The organism is Kribbella sp. NPDC051586, assembly GCF_044453965.1.
In the GTDB taxonomy this organism is placed as follows: domain Bacteria; phylum Actinomycetota; class Actinomycetes; order Propionibacteriales; family Kribbellaceae; genus Kribbella.
This window is the reverse complement of the sequence record NZ_JBITDF010000001.1, coordinates 1080315-1098102: the sequence shown is the minus strand read 5'-3', so window position 1 is coordinate 1098102 and position 17788 is coordinate 1080315. Positions and strand designations below refer to the sequence as shown.

Annotated in this window: 17 protein-coding genes; 11 read left to right on the top strand and 6 right to left on the bottom strand. The window is 68.7% G+C overall.

Annotated elements, in window-relative coordinates:
- Position 1: 1 nt before the first annotated feature.
- Positions 2-670 carry a GntR family transcriptional regulator gene (locus tag ACIA58_RS05365; protein ID WP_396402344.1) on the bottom strand — a complete coding sequence of 223 codons (669 nt, stop codon included), beginning with the start codon at positions 668-670 and terminating at the stop codon, positions 2-4.
- Between the two features lie 183 nt (positions 671-853).
- Between ACIA58_RS05365 and ACIA58_RS05360 the strand changes: the two genes are divergently transcribed.
- The 3 genes from ACIA58_RS05360 to ACIA58_RS05350 are packed head-to-tail and all read left to right on the top strand — an operon-like array spanning position 854 to position 3806.
- Positions 854-2515 (top strand): phage tail tip lysozyme, encoded by a 1662-nt coding sequence (locus ACIA58_RS05360; RefSeq protein ID WP_396402343.1) that lies wholly within the window; start codon positions 854-856, stop codon positions 2513-2515.
- Positions 2516-2543: 28 nt separating this feature from the next.
- Entirely contained in the window at positions 2544-3158 is a 615-nt protein-coding gene (locus ACIA58_RS05355) for an S-layer protein (RefSeq protein WP_396402342.1), read from the top strand.
- 3 nt (positions 3159-3161) lie between these two features.
- Positions 3162-3806 carry a hypothetical protein gene (locus ACIA58_RS05350; protein WP_396402341.1) on the top strand — a complete coding sequence of 215 codons (645 nt, stop codon included), beginning with the start codon at positions 3162-3164 and terminating at the stop codon, positions 3804-3806.
- Here ACIA58_RS05350 and ACIA58_RS05345 read toward each other — a convergent pair.
- Positions 3795-4667: a dimethylarginine dimethylaminohydrolase family protein gene (locus ACIA58_RS05345; RefSeq protein ID WP_396402340.1), complete on the bottom strand. Its 873-nt coding sequence runs from the start codon at positions 4665-4667 to the stop codon at positions 3795-3797. The genes ACIA58_RS05350 and ACIA58_RS05345 overlap by 12 nt on opposite strands.
- 156 nt (positions 4668-4823) lie before the next feature.
- Between ACIA58_RS05345 and hisC the strand changes: the two genes are divergently transcribed.
- Together hisC and ACIA58_RS05335 are read left to right on the top strand one after the other, a co-directional pair.
- Positions 4824-5903 (top strand): histidinol-phosphate transaminase, encoded by a 1080-nt coding sequence (hisC, locus tag ACIA58_RS05340; RefSeq protein ID WP_396402339.1) that lies wholly within the window; start codon positions 4824-4826, stop codon positions 5901-5903.
- Entirely contained in the window at positions 5900-6607 is a 708-nt protein-coding gene (locus ACIA58_RS05335) for an SDR family NAD(P)-dependent oxidoreductase (RefSeq protein ID WP_396402338.1), read from the top strand. Before hisC ends, ACIA58_RS05335 begins: the two co-directional genes overlap by 4 nt.
- 441 nt (positions 6608-7048) lie before the next feature.
- On the opposite strand, the gene ACIA58_RS05330 is transcribed toward ACIA58_RS05335, so the two are convergent.
- Together ACIA58_RS05330 and ACIA58_RS05325 are read right to left on the bottom strand one after the other, a co-directional pair.
- Positions 7049-7642 carry a hypothetical protein gene (locus ACIA58_RS05330; RefSeq protein WP_396402337.1) on the bottom strand — a complete coding sequence of 198 codons (594 nt, stop codon included), beginning with the start codon at positions 7640-7642 and terminating at the stop codon, positions 7049-7051.
- 512 nt (positions 7643-8154) lie between these two features.
- A complete protein-coding gene (locus tag ACIA58_RS05325; RefSeq protein ID WP_396402336.1) occupies positions 8155-9093 on the bottom strand; it encodes an EamA family transporter in 939 nt (312 codons plus the stop codon).
- A 451-nt stretch (positions 9094-9544) separates the two neighbouring features.
- Here ACIA58_RS05325 and pdhA point away from each other — a divergent pair, with 451 nt between their 5' ends.
- The 5 genes from pdhA (at position 9545) to ACIA58_RS05300 (ending at position 14477) form a co-directional block, all read left to right on the top strand.
- Positions 9545-10708, top strand: coding sequence for a pyruvate dehydrogenase (acetyl-transferring) E1 component subunit alpha (gene pdhA, locus ACIA58_RS05320; protein WP_396402335.1), 1164 nt, complete (start codon positions 9545-9547; stop codon positions 10706-10708).
- Between the two features lie 3 nt (positions 10709-10711).
- A complete protein-coding gene (locus ACIA58_RS05315; protein ID WP_396402334.1) occupies positions 10712-11689 on the top strand; it encodes an alpha-ketoacid dehydrogenase subunit beta in 978 nt (325 codons plus the stop codon).
- Positions 11689-13023, top strand: a complete 1335-nt coding sequence (locus ACIA58_RS05310; RefSeq protein ID WP_396402333.1) for a dihydrolipoamide acetyltransferase family protein — start codon at positions 11689-11691, stop codon at positions 13021-13023. Before ACIA58_RS05315 ends, ACIA58_RS05310 begins: the two co-directional genes overlap by 1 nt.
- A 75-nt stretch (positions 13024-13098) precedes the next feature.
- Positions 13099-13527, top strand: coding sequence for a MerR family transcriptional regulator (locus ACIA58_RS05305; RefSeq protein WP_396402332.1), 429 nt, complete (start codon positions 13099-13101; stop codon positions 13525-13527).
- On the top strand, positions 13524-14477 hold the full coding sequence (locus ACIA58_RS05300; protein WP_396402331.1) for an NAD-dependent epimerase/dehydratase family protein: 954 nt from the start codon (positions 13524-13526) through the stop codon (positions 14475-14477). The genes ACIA58_RS05305 and ACIA58_RS05300 overlap by 4 nt, the downstream gene beginning before the upstream one ends.
- Here ACIA58_RS05300 and ACIA58_RS05295 read toward each other — a convergent pair.
- The gene (locus ACIA58_RS05295; RefSeq protein WP_396402330.1) at positions 14464-15390 is read right to left on the bottom strand and encodes an NADP-dependent oxidoreductase; all 927 of its coding nucleotides are present in this window, start codon (positions 15388-15390) and stop codon (positions 14464-14466) included. The two genes, ACIA58_RS05300 and ACIA58_RS05295, sit on opposite strands and share 14 nt — an antisense overlap.
- An 80-nt stretch (positions 15391-15470) precedes the next feature.
- Here ACIA58_RS05295 and ACIA58_RS05290 point away from each other — a divergent pair, with 80 nt between their 5' ends.
- Positions 15471-16301 (top strand): EamA family transporter, encoded by an 831-nt coding sequence (locus tag ACIA58_RS05290; protein ID WP_396402329.1) that lies wholly within the window; start codon positions 15471-15473, stop codon positions 16299-16301.
- A 58-nt stretch (positions 16302-16359) separates the two neighbouring features.
- Here ACIA58_RS05290 and ACIA58_RS05285 read toward each other — a convergent pair whose 3' ends face one another.
- Positions 16360-17775 (bottom strand): S8 family peptidase, encoded by a 1416-nt coding sequence (locus ACIA58_RS05285; RefSeq protein ID WP_396402328.1) that lies wholly within the window; start codon positions 17773-17775, stop codon positions 16360-16362.
- Positions 17776-17788: the final 13 nt, after the last annotated feature.

Sequence of the window (17788 nt, the reverse complement as noted above, 5' to 3'; positions counted from 1 at the left end):
GTCAGCCGGGCGGCATCGCGATGGCTTCGAGGAGGGACTCCTCGGCGCCCGCCAGGTGACGGCGAAGCTCCTCGACGCACTCCTCGAGCTCGCCGCGCTCGAGCAGCCGGATGAGCTTGCGGTGGGACGCGACCTGTTGGCGCGCGTCCTGCCGCAGCGCGTCCACCCGGGCCAGTGCGAGTCGCGCCTCGCCGGTGATCGAGTCGGCGGTGGCGATCAGCCGCTCGCTCCCGGTCAGCGCGACCAGGCTGCGGTGGATGGACAGGTGAGTCTCGGTCAGGGCCTCCGGGTCGGCGCCGTCCTTGGCGGTGGCGGCGAACACCCGCATCGCCTCGCGGACCCGATCCCGGGCCGCGTCGTCGGCGTCGAACCACGCCCGGATCCCGGCCGACTCCAGCACGAACCGGGCCCGGCAGATGTCCGCCACCGCGTCGGGGTGCAGGATCGCGACGCTGACGCCCTTGTTCGGCTCGCGGACCGCGAGGCCCTCGGTGACCAGCATCGTCATCGCCTCGCGGATCGTGCTCCGGGCGACGCCCAGCGCCTCGGCGAGCGGTTGCTCGCGCAGCGGCGTACCGGGCTCGAGGTCGCCGGCGAACAGTGCGGCACGCAGCGCGTCGACCACCCGGTCCACCGTGGTCGAGCGGTCCACCCGCAGCCGTTCGTACATGGTGTGATTCTCGTCCAGACCCGGTCCGTTGTCGCGCGCGACCCGGCCGGCGGACCACCCCGATGCCCGGCCTGTGGATAACTCGCGACACGATGACCCGGTTTTCGGGCACCATTTTCCCCAAGTGGCCGCCCCTCTTCGCGGATCGGCGCGGAGTCCACTCGAGTGAGCGAGGAGTCGATCGTGGGAGGCAAGACCCTGCAGGCCGGTGCGGCCTTCGTCGGGCTGTGTCTGGTGCTTCCGCTCATGATCATCGTGGTCATGCTGATCGTCGTCTTCGGCAGCCTGGACAGCGCCGAGGCGCAGTGCGCGCAGTCCGCCGGGAACGAGAGCATGTTCGGGTACCCGACCGACTCGCACAAAATCGACACGAACTGGACCGCCCCGGCGCCGAACTTCCCGGGTCACGCCGGCTACGACTTCAAGGTCGACGAGGGCAGCAAGGTCTACTCGTCCCTGGACGGCAAGGTCTTCCAGGCGTCGGGCGACGAGGTCCGGATCCGCAGCGAGAACGTCGAGATCCGGTACAGGTACCTGAAGACGATCAGCGTCCGCGCCGGCGCCGAGGTCAAGCGCGGCGCCCAGATCGGCACGTCCGGCACCGGCAACGAGGGCGCCTACGGTCTCTACGGCCCGCACCTGCACTGGGAGCTGTGGGTCGACAAGGACAGCAACAACAAGTGGTCCCAGCAGAAGCCCGACACCAACCCGTTCGAGGCCGAGGCCGGCGACGACTCCGGCGGCGGGTGCTCGTGCCTGAACGGCGACCTCAACGGGGCGAACAACCAGCAGAAGGCCTTCAACTTCTTCGTCCAGAACGGGTACAGCAAGGAGCAGGCGGCCGGCATCGTCGGCAACATGATCAGCGAGTCCAGCGTCGAGCCGGGCCGCAAGCAGGGCACCGCGCCCGGAGTCGTGACCAAGCCGGCCGACGTCCTCGGCTATTCGGGCGGCTGGGGCATCGTCCAATGGACGCCGGCGAGCAAGATGATCAATCCTGCCCGTGACGAAGGGGTCAGCGACGACGACATCGGCTCGCTGGCCTACCAGTTGCAGTTCCTGCAGAAACAGCTCCTCGGCAAGCCGCCGCTGTCCGAGAAGACGGCCGGCGACGCGGTCAAGCGTGCCAAGACCGTCGACGATGCCGCGGTTGCCTTCGGCGGCCAGTTCGAGCGGTTCGCCGGGTACGAGAGCCCGAACAACCCGCGGTACGCCGAGCGCAAGGCGAACGCCGAGCATGTGCTCAAGACGTTCGGCGGCTCGGCCCCGGCCACCGGCACGGGTAGTGACGCGGGCAGCGACGCGGGTGGGTGCGGCGCCGGCAGCGGCAACATCGCTCAGGTCGCGAAGAACCTCGCCTGGCCGGACGACAAGCACGACCACTGGGGCACCGACCCGAGCCTGGCGAAGCCCGAGTACGTCAAGGCGATCGCCAAGTACGAAAATGTCACGCTGGACAACTACAGGTCACTCCAGGACCCGTACACCGACTGCGGCCGCTTCGTCGCCACCGTGATGCGCATGAGCGGCGCCGATCCGAAGTTCGTCGAGGTGAACACGGTCGCCCAACGGAGCTACATGCTGAGTCACCCCGAGAAGTACGACCATTGGACGTCCGAGCCGCCGGGCGGCGTGAAGCCCGGCGACATTTTGAACGGCCCCCATCACACGTACCTGTACGTCGGTCCGTGGGGCGGCAAGGACAACAAATCCTTCAACTCGGCCGCCGGGTCGCTCGGTGACCACGTCCCCACAGGGGACAACCTGTACGGCGTAGGCCCGGACAATTTCTGGGTCTTCCGGGTAAAGGGTGGCGCAACACCGACGACGACGCCGAAGAGCTGAGCTGAGTTGAGTAAGGACGGGTGCAGCGATGGATGAGGAGAACCGGCGGCCTTTGATGATCGGCGTGGTCGCGCTGGTGATCGTTGTCGTGCTGGTCGGCAGCATCTTGCTGCTCCGCGGCGGCTCGGAGACGAGCATCGCCGTGGAGTCGGTCCCCGACGACCTGACCCTGACCCTGGACGGCCACCAGGTCCCGGCCAACGGCGTGATCAAGGTGAAGCAGGGCCAGCACACGGTCGAGGGCAAGCGGAACGGTTTCCAGACGTACTCGATGACCTTCACCGCCGAGGGTGATCGGCAGAGCCTCAAGATGTACCTCTTCGCGAACAGCGCCGAGGGCCGGGAGTGGGCCGTGAAGCATCCCGAGCAGGAGCTGAAGCTCGAGGCCGAAGCCGGCCGGAGGTTCGACGAGATCCAGGACCGGCTGCGGGAGAAGTACCCGATCATGAACCAGCTCCCGTACGTCGGCGACGGCTTCGAGGCGACGTACACCAAGTCCAAGACCGACCCGACGAACCCGGAAGCGATCTCCGTCGTCATCGAGGTCTACGGCCCGCAGGGCAGAGAGAAAGCCATGCAATGGATCCAGGGCTACGGCTGGGACCCGAACACCCTTGACCTCGTCTGGACGACGGGCAAGTAGTTCGTGGGCCGGCTCGACCACCGGGATGTCGAACGAGACCTTCTCGCGGCCGGGTGGACCCACTGCGGTGTTGGTGACTGGGCGATAGCGCTCCAGTCCCCGGACGGTACGACGGTCGCACGCATCAGCCCGTTCGACCCAGCGGGCCCGTATGTCGCCGCGCTGTACCGCGAGGCGTCGTACACCCGCCAGGTCCCTCGACTGTTCGGCCACCGCCGCCTGACCGGCGGCGGTGACCTCCAACTGATGGAACGCCTCCAGCCCGCCTCCGAGGGTGAGGCCACCGCCTTCCACCGCGCGATTGCAGCCCGCGCACCGGAGGTCGCCGACCTCGCCGAAGTGGTGCATCGCGTGCATGCGCGCGCTCAGAGCGAGTTGCCCTGGTGCGGCCCACTGGACCACAACCCGGACAACGTCATGCGGGCCGCCGACGGGAGGCTGGTCGTTGCGGACCTGTTCTCCGCCGACGGCCCGAATCTCTACGCGACCGTGGTCTCGGATCCTGATCTGGTCGTCGCCCGGATCCCCGAGGCCGAGCGGCGGTTCATGACCGACATACCGCTGGCCAACACCGGGCCGTGGGAGTCGGCCGTGCGGGAGAAGATGCGTGCCGCTCTCGCGGTTGCCGACGCGCGGTCAGGCGGGTAGGACGAGTTCGCCGCCCGGGCTTGTGATCTGGGTCAGCGGGAAGTCCAGAGGATTGGTGAGGCAGCGGGCCGAGCCGCCACCCTTGTGGAACTCGGACAGGTCCAGGACGACGACCCGCAGGCCAAGCCCGGTGAAGAGGTCGTGGAGGCGGGGTGAGCAGGCCGGCATGATGATCGTTTCGTTGACGACGACGGAGTTCGCGGTGAAGGCGAAGGCCTCGTCGTCGGTGAGGACGATCGGGTCAGGGACGATGCCGGACAGTTCGGCCTGGCTGGCGGCATCGAACGCGGGTGGGTAGACCATCGCGTGCGTGCTGTCCACCGGGCAGAACGGCAGGTCCAGGTGGTACATGCCCTCGTGCGCGATCCGCAGCCCGCGGACGCGGATGTCCCACTCGGTCGCCAGGTGCTTCAGCGCCTCGGCCTCGGTGCGCGGCCCGTAGCCGACGACCAGGCTGTCGCCGAACACGAAGGCGTCCCCGGACTCGAAGTGCGGGCCGACCCCCTCACCACCGGTCCGATCGAGCCGGAACCCGTGCCCGGTGAACCACTCCGCCGCGGTCAGCGACTCCTTGCGGCGCGGCTCGAAGCGCATGTGCGAGAGCATCGCGCGCCCGTCCGCGGCCGCCAGCCCGAGGTTCATCGCGTAGACCATGTCGGGGGAGTCCTGGCGCTGAGCCAGTACCTCGACCTCGCCGCCGGCGTCCACGATCGCCTGTCGCAGCGAGTCCCACTGCTTCAGCGCCAGCGCCGGGTCCGGCTGGTCGTGCGTCGACATGTACGGGTTGATCACGTAGTCGATCCGGAAGTGGTCCGGCCGGACCATCAGATAGCGACGACCCCACTCCAACGGCTGCCCCATGAACACCCTCCCTGACCCGGCGAGATCCAGTGTCTGATCTCCTGATTGTCCGACAATCAGTCAGTTTGAGGCTCGGCGTACCCGGAGTCAAACGATGTGCGCCAGCTCGCTCCGGGGAGGGTGGTTCCGCGCTGGGGTAAGGACTAACCTGCGGGCATGACCCCTGACAACGAGGTTCGCTTTCGCGCCTGCCTGGACGACGTCGCGGCTTACAAGCCGGGCCGTCCGCCGGCGCGTACCGACGGCCGGCCGACGTACAAGTTGTCCAGCAACGAGAACCCGTACCCGCCGCTCCCGGGTGTGCTCGCCGCCGCGACCGAGGCCGCGGCCCAGATGAACCGCTACCCGGACATGGGCGCCGTCGAGCTGCTCGAGGCGCTGTCCGCGCGGTTCGGCGTACCGGTGAGCGATCTCGCGGTCGGGACCGGATCGGTCGCGCTGCTCTACCACCTGCTGCAGGCGACGGTCGCGGACGGTGACGAGGTGGTGTACGCCTGGCGCTCGTTCGAGGCGTACCCGATCGCGGTCCAGCTGACCGGCGCCACGTCGGTCCAGGTGCCGCTGACCGCCGACGCCCGCCACGACTTCAAGGCGATGGAGGCCGCGATCACCGACCGCACCAAGGTCGTCCTGGTCTGTACGCCGAACAACCCGACCGGACCGGTGGTACGCCGGGACGAGCTGGTCGCGTTCCTCGACGCCGTACCGTCCAACGTCCTGGTCGTGGTCGACGAGGCGTACCGCGAGTTCGTCCGGGACCCCGAGGTCGTGGACGGCGTCGACCTGTACCGCGACCGGCCGAACGTGCTGGTCCTGCGGACGTTCTCGAAGGCGTACGGGCTGGCCGGGTTCCGGGTCGGGTACGCGATCGGGCACCCGGAGGTCGTCGCCGCGATCCGGAAGTGCGCGCTGCCGTTCGGCGTCAGCTACGTCGCGCAGGCCGCGGCGATCGCGTCCCTTGCCGTTGAGGACGAGCTCCTCGAGCGGGTCGACGCGCTGGTCGTCGAGCGGTCCCGTGTCGTCGGCGAACTGCGTGCCGCCGGCTGGGACGTGCCGGAGTCGGAGACCAACTTCGTGTGGCTCGAGCTCGGCGAGGACACGGTCAAGTTCGCCGAGGCCGTGCAGGCCGAGGGGGTCTCCGTGCGGCCGTTCCCCGGCGACGGCGTACGCGTCACCGTCGGCGAGCGCGAGGCCAACGACCTCTTCCTCGGCGTCGCCTGCGCTTGGCGCCAGTGAGTGCGCTCGTCTGGATCTCCGGAGCATCGGCCGGGATCGGCGCTGCCCTCGCCGCGGCGGTGCCGTTCCCGGACGCTCGGGTCATCGGCATCTCCCGCAGAGGCGGTACGCCGAACCACCTGAAGGCCGACCTCTCGGATCCCGCTGACTGGGCTCTCGTCGAACAGCACTTCACGAAAGAGCTGGCGGAGTACGACGGGGACCGCGCGATCTTCATCCACAACGCCGGCACCATCACCCCGATCGGCCCGGCGGCCGGAGCCGACCCGGACGCCTACACCCGGGCGGTGCTGCTCAACTCGGCCGCACCGCAGGTCCTGGGTGCTGCCTTCCTCCGGGCATCGGCTCACCTCAGCTGCGAACGCCACCTGGTCATGCTCTCCTCCGGAGCCGCCAAGACCGCGTACGCCGGCTGGTCGTCGTATAACGCCGGCAAAGCAGCCGTGGAGCACTGGGTCCGCACCGTCGGCCAAGAACAACCCGCCAACTGCCACGTCATCGCCGTAGCCCCCGGCGTGGTCGACACCGCCATGCAGTCCGAGATCCGCGCCACGGACGAGGCGGACTTCCCGCCGGTAGGCCGCTTCCACGACCTCAAGCAATCCGGCGCCCTCGCCACCCCCGAAGCCGCCGCCACCGGCATCTGGTCCCTCCTGACCCGAGACCTCCCCAACGGCTCCTCCATAGACCTCCGCCACCTCTAAGCCGCCCACCCCTCCACCGAGTCGTGGCGTACGGCGGACGCCTCATCGGCCGAGTCGTGGATCCAGGCTCCTCCAAACAACCCCGATCCACGACTCGCGAGAACCATCACCAGCCAATCACCACGACTCGAGTGGGGGCGAGGGGTCGGGGGTGGGTGGGGCTTCGTGGATCCGGCTGATGGGCGACCTGGGTGGGTGGGGCCTGCCTGCGGCGAGTCGTGGGGTTTGGCTTGGGGCGGTTCGGCGAGTCGTGGATTGGGGTTGTTTGGAGGAGCCAGGATCCACGACTCGGCGTGCGGGGCGGCGCAGGGGCCGGACAGCAAAGAGCGGCGCCGGGAGGAGTGAGGCTTGCTCCCGGCGCCGCGGTTGTTGCGTGTTGCTCCGAATCAGTCAACCCACCGAGGTGGCTGGTTCGGGTCCTGCATCACTGACCAGGGAGGGTCAGTTGTTCTGCTCGTTGCTCTGCTCGCAGGTCTTCAGCGAGTCGATGGAGTTGCCGTCGTTGTCCAGGCCGAGGATGCCGGTCGGGTTGGTCAGCGGCACGGTGCCGCCGATGCCCGTGGCGTCGATCTCGTTGTGGCAGACCTGCCACGGACCGACCTTGTTGTCGCTCACCGAGACAACGCCGTTGCCGTCGGCCTTGTACCACTTGCGGTTCTGCTCGTTGCTCTGCTCGCAGGTCTTGACGGCGGTGATGCTGTTGCCGTCGTTGCCCCAGCCGATGATGCCGGTGATGTCCTCGGCCGGCACAGTGCCGCCGATGCCGGTGCCGGCGCCGAAGTTGTGGCAGGCCTGGACCGCACCGAGGTCGTTGCGGTCAAGGGCGACCAGCGAGCCGTCCTTGTGCATGCCCCACCAGCGAGCGTGGCCGTTGTCGTAGCCCTTGCTGGCCGCCGACGCCGCGTCGGCCAGGCCGGTGTCCTGAGCCTTCTTCTGGGCGTCGTCCAGAACGTTGGCGCTCACCATGGTGGCCAGGCCCAGGGTGGCGACGGTCGCCACTGCCGCAGCCGCGACGATCTTGCGAGTTACCTGCATTATGCCAGGTTTCCTTTCGGGTTTGACGGATTCGTCTTAGTGCTAACGACACCTGGCAGCACCGGTTACAAACTTTTTCGTCGAATTTTCTGCCGTGAGCGGCCGCACGACCGGCCGGTGGTGATTTCCCTGACAAAGCAATCAATCCCGTGCTGACCAGGCAACTTACCAGCAACAGGACGGTTGGAAGAGCGAGCGGAAGTTGAAACAGAACCACCCGTAACCGACGTCGGGGTGCGTCGTTGAGTCAGCGCGGGTGACGGATGCCCGGTGAATCAGGAGATTGTTTCGGCGGGCTCGGTGGTCGCCGAATTGGCAATAGCATGATCCGCCGGAATATCGTTGGAACCATTGCCGAGTTTCGCGCCGTGTTTTTCGGGGCAGGGCGCGACCGGTGCCAGACCCGCTGCCGCGCGCATCGGCAGCGGTGGGAGACCCGGGTCCCTCGTGGGCCCGGGTCTTTCCTTATTACTAGGTCACCCGCGCGTACGACGTGGCCCGGGCGTACGGGGTCACTTCCGCCGGCGCTCCGACGTGACCACCAGGGCGACGCCGACGATGATCACCGCGCCGCCGAGCAGGATCTGCCAGGTCAGGCTCTCGCTCAGGATCAGCCACCCGAGGAACACCGCGACCGCCGGGTTCACGTACGCGTACGTCCCGACGAGCGAGATCGGCGCGTTCGCCAGCAGGTACGAGTACGCCGTGTACGCGAGCAGCGACCCGAACACGACCAGGTACGCCAGCGCGATCCACCCCGACCCGTCCACGCGATCGAGGTGCAGTCGCGCCGGCTCGCCCCGCAGTACGCCGATCAGCACCATCGCCGTACCGCCGAAGACCATTTCGTACAGCGCGGTCACCAGCGGGTCCCGGGGCAGGCCGAGCCGGGGCGCGAACCGCGAACCGGTCGCCCAGCAGATCGTCCCGACCACGAGGATCGCGACCGACAGCGGCTTCGCGCTCGTGTTGCCACCTGACAACGCGAGCAGTGCCGCCCCGCCGAAGCCGATCAGTACGCCGACCCACGTCATCGAGCGCGGCCGCTCGCCGCCGCCGACCCGCAGCAGCATCAGCCACAACGGGATCGCCGCGACCAGCAGCGCCGCCAGGCCCGACGGCACCGTCTGCTCCGCGATCGCCACCGCGCCGTTGCCGAAGGCAAGGAGCAGTATGCCGACGGTGGCCGCGCCGATCGCCTCCTGCCGGGTGATCCGCAGCCGCTGCCAGCCGGACTTCAGGGCCAGCCCCGCGGCCATCAGGACCGCGGCGATGAGGAAGCGGGACGCCATCCCGAGCATCGGCGGGATCTTCGCGTCCACGACCACCCGGATCGCGAGGTACGTCGAACCCCAGACGACGTACACGACCCCCAGCGCGGTCCAGATCATCGCGCCGGAGGGCGTACGGGAACCGGTCTCGGCCACTGTGGCCGGAGCGGAAGCGGCCATCGGGTGCTCCTCGAGGCGTCAGGGGTGTCATGCAAGAACGATGCTTACGCTATGAGCCGCCGATCCGCCGCGCAAGGCGGTATCCGGCCAGCGATCCACTGTTTCCCGCCAGGCCGTCATCGATACGGATTTGTGACACATGCCGTCGACGCGCCGGATATCTGTAATATGAGCGCTGGGATGGGACCAGCGGATGGACTGGTGTCTCATCCTGAGACCGTTTCCGGTACCGCCGTACCCGCTGGAGTCCAGACAGTTAGCGGATCAGGCACCTGGTCGGTACGGTGTCCGGCAAGATGGGAGTGAGACCGGTGAGGAGGTCCACTGCCAGCAGTGCATCAACCCCTGGAATCACGCGGACCAGCCTGCGAAAGCCTCATCCGGCGAAACGGGCCGGCCCCGTGCAACGTTGCGGTCGCGGCGATCCCGCGCTCGAACCCGAGGAGTGCATGTGAGTGAGTCGGTGCCGGGGACTCCCCCGGAAGTGTTCGCGCCCGTGGAGGCGCCGGTCAGTCCGCCCCAGGCCTCCGAGGAGGTCGAGTTCGTCCAGCTGCTGACGCCCGAAGGTGAGCGCGTCCAGCACCCGGACTATTCGTTCGACCTCGACGACGAGGCGATCAAGGGGTTCTACCGGGACATGGTCCTGGTTCGCCGGATCGACGCCGAGGCGACGGCCCTGCAGCGCCAGGGCGAGCTCGGGTTGTGGGCGTCCCTGCTCGGTCAGGAGGCCGCGCAGATCGGCTCCGGCCGGGCGTTGAACGACAAGGACATGGTCTTTCCGACGTACCGCGAGCACGGTGTCGCGTGGTGTCAGGGCGTCGACCCGCTGCGGCTGCTCGGCCTGTTCCGCGGCGTCGACCAGGGCGGCTGGGACCCCAAGGACAACAACTTCCACCTGTACACGATCGTGATCGGCGCGCAGACGCTGCACGCGACCGGGTACGCGATGGGCCAGCAGCGCGACCACGCGGTCGGCGACCCCGACAACGGCGAGGCGACGATCGCGTACTTCGGCGACGGCGCCAGCAGCCAGGGTGACGTCAACGAGGCGTTCATCTGGTCCTCGGTGTTCAACGCGCCGGTGGTGTTCTTCTGCCAGAACAACCAGTGGGCGATCTCGGAGCCGATCGACCGGCAGACCCGGATCCCGCTGTACCAGCGCGCCGCGGGCTTCGGCTTCCCCGGCATCCGCGTCGACGGCAACGACGTCCTCGCGACGTACGCCGTCACGCAGCAGGCACTCAAGCGGGCCCGCGAGGGTAGCGGGCCGACGCTGATCGAGGCGTACACGTACCGGATGGGCGCGCACACCACGTCCGACGACCCGACGAAGTACCGGCTCAACGAGGACCTCGAGCACTGGAAGCTCAAGGACCCGATCGAGCGTGTGCACGCGTACCTGACCCGGCATGCCGGCGTCGACCACGACTTCTTCGACGAGGTCGAGGCCGAGGCGGACAAGATCGCCGCCGAGCTCCGGGCGGGCTGCCTCGCGCTGCCGGACCCGGTGCTCACCGACTTCTTCCAGAACGTGTACGTCGAGGAGACGCCGCAGCTCGCCGAGCAGCGCGAACAGTTCGCCGCGTACGCCGCGTCGTTCGAAGGCGAGGGCTGAGCGATGACCAAGATCACTCTCGGCAAGGCCATCAACGCGGGTCTGCGGGCCGCGATGGAGAAGGACCCGAAGGTCGTCGTCATGGGCGAGGACATCGGCAAGCTCGGCGGAGTCTTCCGCGTCACCGAGGGTCTGCAGAAGGACTTCGGCGAGGACCGGGTGATCGACACCCCGCTGGCCGAGTCCGGCATCATCGGGACCGCGGTCGGCCTGGCGCTGCGCGGGTACCGGCCGGTCTGCGAGATCCAGTTCGACGGCTTCGTGTTCCCGGCGTACGACCAGATCATCAGTCAGGTCGCGAAGATGCACTACCGCTCCGCGGGCCGGATCACGATGCCCGTCGTCATCCGGATCCCGTACGGCGGCGGCATCGGCGCGGTCGAGCACCACTCGGAGTCGCCGGAGACGCTGTTCGCGCACGTCCCCGGGCTCAAGGTGGTCTCGTGCGGCGATCCGGTGGACGCGTACTGGATGATCCAGCAGGCGATCTCGTCGGACGACCCGGTGGTGTTCTTCGAGCCGAAGCGGCGCTACCACGAGAAGGCGGAGCTGGACGAGTCCGTGCCGCCCGTGCAGCCGCTGCACCAGGCGAAGGTGGTCCGTGAGGGCACCGACGCGACGCTGTTCTGCTACGGCCCGATGGTGAAGACCTGCCTGCAGGCGGCCGAGGCCGCGGTCGAGGACGGGCGGAACCTCGAGGTCGTGGACCTGCGGACGATCGCGCCGCTGGACCTCGCGACGATCTTCGCGTCGGTCAAGAAGACCCGGCGCGCGCTGGTGGTGCACGAGGCGCCGCTGTCGCTCGGCACGGGGTCGGAGATCGCGGCGCGGGTGACCGAGGAGTGCTTCTACCACCTCGAGGCGCCGGTACTGCGCGTGACCGGGTTCGACACGCCTTACCCGCCGTCGCGGATGGAGGACGACTACCTGCCGGACCTCGACCGGGTGCTGGACGGCGTCGACCGCGTGATGGGGTACTGATGGGCATCCAGCAGTTCCGCCTCCCCGACGTCGGCGAAGGACTGGTCGAGGCCGAGATCGTCAGCTGGAAGGTCAAGCCGGGCGACACGGTCAAGCTCAACGACACGATCGTCGAGATCGAGACCGCCAAGTCGCTGGTCGAGCTGCCGGTGCCGTTCGCCGGCGTGGTCAAAGAACTCCTGGTTCCCGAGGGCGAAACGGTCGACGTCGGCACCCCGATCATCGCCGTGGAAACCGATTCGCCGGCCGAGGCCCTGGCCGACGACATGGTCCCCACCGTCCCCGAGCCGGCCGAAGAAACCAGCGGCCGCACGGCGGTCCTCGTCGGCTACGGCCCCAAAACCACCGAAGCCAAACGCCGGGCCCGCAAGCCGGCTGGTCCGGCTCCGGTAGCTGCTGCCGCACCGCCTCTTGCACCTGCTCCCGAGCCGGTTGTTGCTAAGAGCAACGAACAGGCCGGGTCGGTGCACGTACTGGCCAAGCCGCCCGTTCGCAAGCTGGCCAAGGATCTGGGGATTGATCTGGGTGCGGTGACCGCGAGTGGGCCGGGTGGGATCATCACCCGGGCCGATGTCGAGGGTCACGTGGCGGCTCCGGTCGCGCCCGCTTATGAGGCAGCACCGGTGGTGAGTGCGCAAGGTGACACCCGCGTCCCGGTGAAGGGCGTGCAGAAGGTGATGGCGCAAGCGATGGTCGCCAGCGCGTTCACCGCACCGCATGTGACGGAGTGGATCACCGTCGACGTCAGCGCCACCATGGAGCTGGTCGAGCGGTTGAAGGGTGACAAGGCGTTCCGGGACCTCCGGGTCTCGCCGCTGCTCATCGTCGCGAAGGCAGTCACCCTCGCGGCCCGTCGTACGCCGGTCATCAACGCGGCCTGGGACGAGCAGGCGCAGGAGATCGTCTACAAGGGCGCGGTCAACCTCGGCATCGCCGCGGCCACTCCGCGTGGGCTGATCGTCCCGAACATCAAGAGCGCCGACTCGCTCATCCTGCCCGACCTGTGCCGGGCGCTGAACGACCTGGTCGCCACCGCCCGCGAGGGCAAGACGCAACCGGCGGACCAGGCCGGCGGTTCGTTCACGATCACCAACGTCGGCGTGTTCGGCGTCGACGCCGGTACGCCGATCATCAACCCGGGCGAGGCCGCGATCCTCGCCTTCGGCGCGGTCCGCAAGCAGCCGTGGGTGGTGGACGACGAGATCGTTCCGCGCTGGATCACCACGCTCGCGCTGTCGTTCGACCACCGCCTGATCGACGGCGAGAAGGGCTCCACCTTCCTCGCCGACGTCGCCGGCATCCTCGAGGACCCGGCGCGCGCACTGATGTTCTGAGCACAAAGGCCCGGGCGGGATCGCCCGGGCCTTCGTGTTTGACCTCAAGCGCTTGAGGTGTGTGACCGTGGCGGCATGACGGTTTTCACCATTCAGGAAGTCTCCCGGCGGAGCGGCCTGAGCGAGCCGACGCTGCGGTACTACGAGGACGCCGGGCTCGTCGGTCCGATCGACCGCGACGCGCAGAGCGGTCATCGCCGCTACCGGGACGCGGACGTCGACACCCTCGAGGCACTGGCGTGTCTGCGAGCCGCCGGGGTCGGCATCGGCGATATGCGTACGTACTTGGCCAACCGCGCTCGCGGCCGGGAGGCTGCGGCCGAGCAGCGTGACCTGCTGCTGCGGCATGCGGAGCGGATCAAGACGGAGATCGCCGCGCAACGGGTGCGGCTCGAGTACCTCCGCGAGAAGGCCGCGCTCTGGGACGCCCGCGACCGCGACGACGCCGCCGCGGAGGCCGCGACCATCGATCGCCTCATCGGCGTCGTGGAGGTACTGCGATGATCCTGGTCACCGGAGGCTCCGGCTACCTCGCCACGCACCTCATCGCTCAGCTCCTGCGCGACGGCCAAGAGGTCCGTACGACGGTCCGCTCGACGTCGCGCTCCGCCGAACTGCGTGCCGCCGTACGCCGAGGTGGTGCGGACGACACCGGCCTGGAGATCGTCACCGCGGACCTGATGTCGGACGACGGCTGGCCGCGCGCGGTGGAGGGCTGCTCAGAAGTCCATCACGTCGCGTCGCCGATCCCGGTCACGCAGCCGGAGGATCCGGACGAGCTGATCGTCCCGGCGCGCGAGGGCACGTTGCGGGTACTGCGGGCGGCGCGTGACGCCGGGGCGCGGCGCGTCGTACTCACCTCGTCGTTCGCTGCGGTCGGGTACACGCCGAAGCCGGGCGCTGAGTTCACCGAGGACGACTGGACGGATCCGGATACGCCGGGCCTCGCGCCGTACCCGCGCTCGAAGGCGATCGCGGAGCGGGCCGCGTGGGATCTGATGCACGGTGCCGACACGGACCTCGTGGTCGTCAATCCGACCGGTATCTTCGGGCCGACGCTCACCGCCGACCTGCGTTCGTCGACCCAACTGATCAAGATGATGCTCGACGGCACGATGACCGTCGCGCCACGGGCACGCTTCGGCGTGGTCGACGTGCGCGACGTCGCCGACCTGCACGTGCGGGCGATGTCCGCACCCGATGCCGCAGGCAAACGATTCCTTGCCGTAGCCGACGGCCCGACCGTCAGCTTCCTCGAGATCGCCCAGATCCTCGGCCCACCCGCGCCCACCGAGGAGGCGCCGGGCCCTGACCTACCGCGCCCGATCATCCACAACGACCGCGCCCGAACCGACCTCGGCTGGCAACCCCGCGAGGTCAAGACCACCATCCTCGAAACCGCCGAAAGCCTCCGCGACCTGGGCGTGCTGCCATCGACGGTCAGCGAACGGTGAGCACGAGTTTCCCCGTGACCCGGCCGGTTTCGCCCAGCCGATGCGCATCCGGTGCGTGCTCGAGCGGGAACGTCTGCGCGACATGCACCCGCAGTTCGCCGGCCTCGACCAGTCCGGTCAGGCCGAGCAGTCCGATCCGGTCCGGCTCGACGAGGAGGCGACCGGACCGCACGCCGCGAGCCTTGGCCGCCTCCTCGAGATCGTCGGGCACACCGCTCAGTACGCCGACAAGGATCCCCCCGGGCCGCACGAACGCCAGCCACCGGCGGTCGCTCTCGTCACCAGCCAGCCCGATGACCACGTCGAGCTCGCCCGGGTCAGCGCTCGGATCGTGATAGTCGAGCGGCTCGTCGACGCCGAGTGACCTCAAGAAGTCATGCTTGCCGGAACTCGCGGTGCCGACGACGTACGCACCTCGCGACTTCGCGATCTGGACGGCGAGGTGGCCGACCCCGCCGGCGGCCGCGTCCACGAGGACCCGCTCGCCAGGTTGTACGTCGGCGACGTCGACGAGCGCCTGCCACGCCGTCAGTCCGGCAAGGGGCAGTCCGGCGGCTTCGGCGTACGTCAGGTTGGTCGGCTTCCGGACGAACTGGCGTGACGGCGCCGTCACGTACTCCGCGTACGCCGCGGCCTCGTGGGGAAACCACGGCATGCCAAGGACCTCGTCGCCGACTGCTACCCCGCTCGCTCCGAGCCCGGCCTCGACCACCACGCCGGCGACGTCCCAGCCGACCGTGTACGGCGGTGCGCCTAGGTACACCTCCTCTGCGCGGCTGTACCAATCCACCGGATTGACTCCTGCGGCGTGGACCTCGACCAGTACCTCGGTCGGTCCTGGCACCGGTCGATCCACCTCGACCGCCCGCAGTACCTCAGGCCCGCCGAACTCCTCCTGCCGCACAAGTCGCATGCGATGAACCTACTCAGCCATCGGTCCGCGGCCGGCGTAATCCGGCTGCCATGTCGGCCGGGTGGTGAGAAGGTGTTGCGGTGGTGGTGATCTTGGTGGTCCTGGGGGCGGCGGTTCTGCACGCCACGTGGAACGCGATGGCGCACGGGGCACCGGATCGGGTCGCCGGCCTCGCGTTGTTCGAGCTCGCGGCCGGGGTGATCGGGCTCGTCGCCGTGCTCGTGATGGGCCTGCCGCCGGCCGGCACGTGGGGCTACATCGTTGCGTCGGCGCTGCTGCATCTTGCTTATCTGGGCGGATTGCTGGCGTCGTACCAGCTGGGTCAGTTCAGCCAGATGTATCCGCTTGCTCGCGGTACGTCACCGTGGGTGGTGGCTGTGGTGTCGATCGTCCTGCTGCATCAGCACCTGGCAGTCATCGAGCTGGCCGGTGTGTTGCTGATCTCTGCCGGTCTGATCGGGCTGGTGTTCATCGGACGCCCAGGCCGGAGTCAACTGCCGGCTCTCCTGGCCGCATTCGGCACCGGTCTGATGATCGCGTCCTACACCGTGGTCGACGGGGTCGCGGTGCACAAGATGCCAGTTGCCACCTACATGGGCTGGGTGTTCATGCTCCAGGGCTTCGCGGTCCCGCTGGCCGTCGTGTTCTGGCGCGGTCCGCAAACCTTCAACCTGCCTCGCCCCGCGATTCTCTCCGGCCTGACCGGCGGCGTCGTCTCCATGGCCGCCTATGGCCTCGTCCTCTGGGCCCAAACCCGCGGCACCCTCGCCGCCATCGCCGCGCTCCGAGAGACCAGCATCATCTTCGGAGCCCTCATCGGCGCCCTCTTCTTCGGCGAGCGCTTCGGCCCCAAACGCGCCGCAGCCGCGGCGGTGGTAGTAGCCGGCATCATCCTCATCACCACGAGCTAGCCGACCGCACTGGATCTGGGAGTGAGTGGGGGCCCCGGGCGGTGGACCCCCACTCGGCTTAGCGGTGTACGGCGTCCAACGCGTCGGCGATGCCTTCGCCGTAGAAGGCGTTGTTGGCCGTGGTGCCGGTGCAGCGGGCGTCAGGGGTGGTCGGGCAGGCGGTGTCGTCGGCCTCGCGCTGCAGGGCGCGCTCGAGGTCGCGCGGGCCCCACCACGGGTGTGTGGACTTCAGCAGGGCGGCGATGCCGGTGACGTGCGGCGACGCCATCGACGTACCGCTCATCGAGCCGTAGCCACCGCCGGGCAGCGTCGAGAGGATCGAGCTACCGGGAGCCGCGACGTCGATCTTGTGCAGGCCGAAGTTCGAGAAGCTGCTCTTCGCCCGGTCCTGCGTGGTGCTGGCGACGGTGATCACACCGGGCAGCTCGGTCGGCATGTCGAGGCAGTTGTTGTCGATCGTCCGGGCGACCGGGGTCGAGTCGTTCGGGCTGGTGGTGTCCGTGGTCTTGTTGGACAGGTCGTAGTTCGAGTTGCCGGCCGCGGCGACCGAGAGCGTCCCGAGGTCAGCGGCCCACGCGTACGCGCGCCGCACCGCTTCCTGCACCGCACCCTGGTCCCCGTTGTCCTTGCACCAGAACTGGAACGGGTCGATGAAGTAGCTGTGGTTCGTCACGTCCATGTGGTGCTCAGCGGCCCACACGATCCCGCAGATCGAGTACTCCGGGTAGATGAAGCCGTCGTCGTTGACCACCTTGACCGATGCGATCCGCACACCCGGCGCGACGCCGACGATGCCGACACCGTTGCGCGCTGCGGCGACCGTGCCCGCGACGTGCGTCCCGTGCGGGCTGGTCGTCGGCCGCCAGATGCCCGGCGTCTGGTCCGGTACGCCGTTCTTCACGCAACTGACCGAGTCGCGCGCATCGAAGTTCGGCGCGAGGTCGGGGTGGGTGTCGTCCACGCCGCTGTCGTTGATGCCGACCAGCACGCGCCGCGAGCCGTCGGTCACGTTGTGGGCCTGGTCCGCCTTGATCTGGACCATGTCCCACTGCTCGCTCTCGCGCGGGTCGGGCACCGGCGTCGCTGTGGTCTCATCGACCGAGTCGACCGAGCTCAGCCCGCTCGCCCCCTCGCTGACGGCCGCGGTCCGGGTCGCGCCGACGGACTGCACCTCGCGCCCGTTGCGTCCGGCGCGCACGTCGACCTTGAAGTTCGCGTTGGTCGACTGCGCGACGACCACCCCGAACTCCCGGTACGACGAGAGCACCGTCCCGCCGGCGTGCTGCACCGCGTCCTCGACCTTCCGGACATGTCCCGGCGAGGCCTTGGCGTTGATCACGTAGTTCATCAGCGGGCCAGGCGCGGCGTCGTCGAGCGGTGCGGCGTACGCCGTCGCGGCGCTGAGGGACGTCAGCGCCAGCGTCGCGGCGGCAAGGCTTGCGGACAGCCGGCGGGGACGGGAAGTTCGGGACACGCTGCCTCCTCGG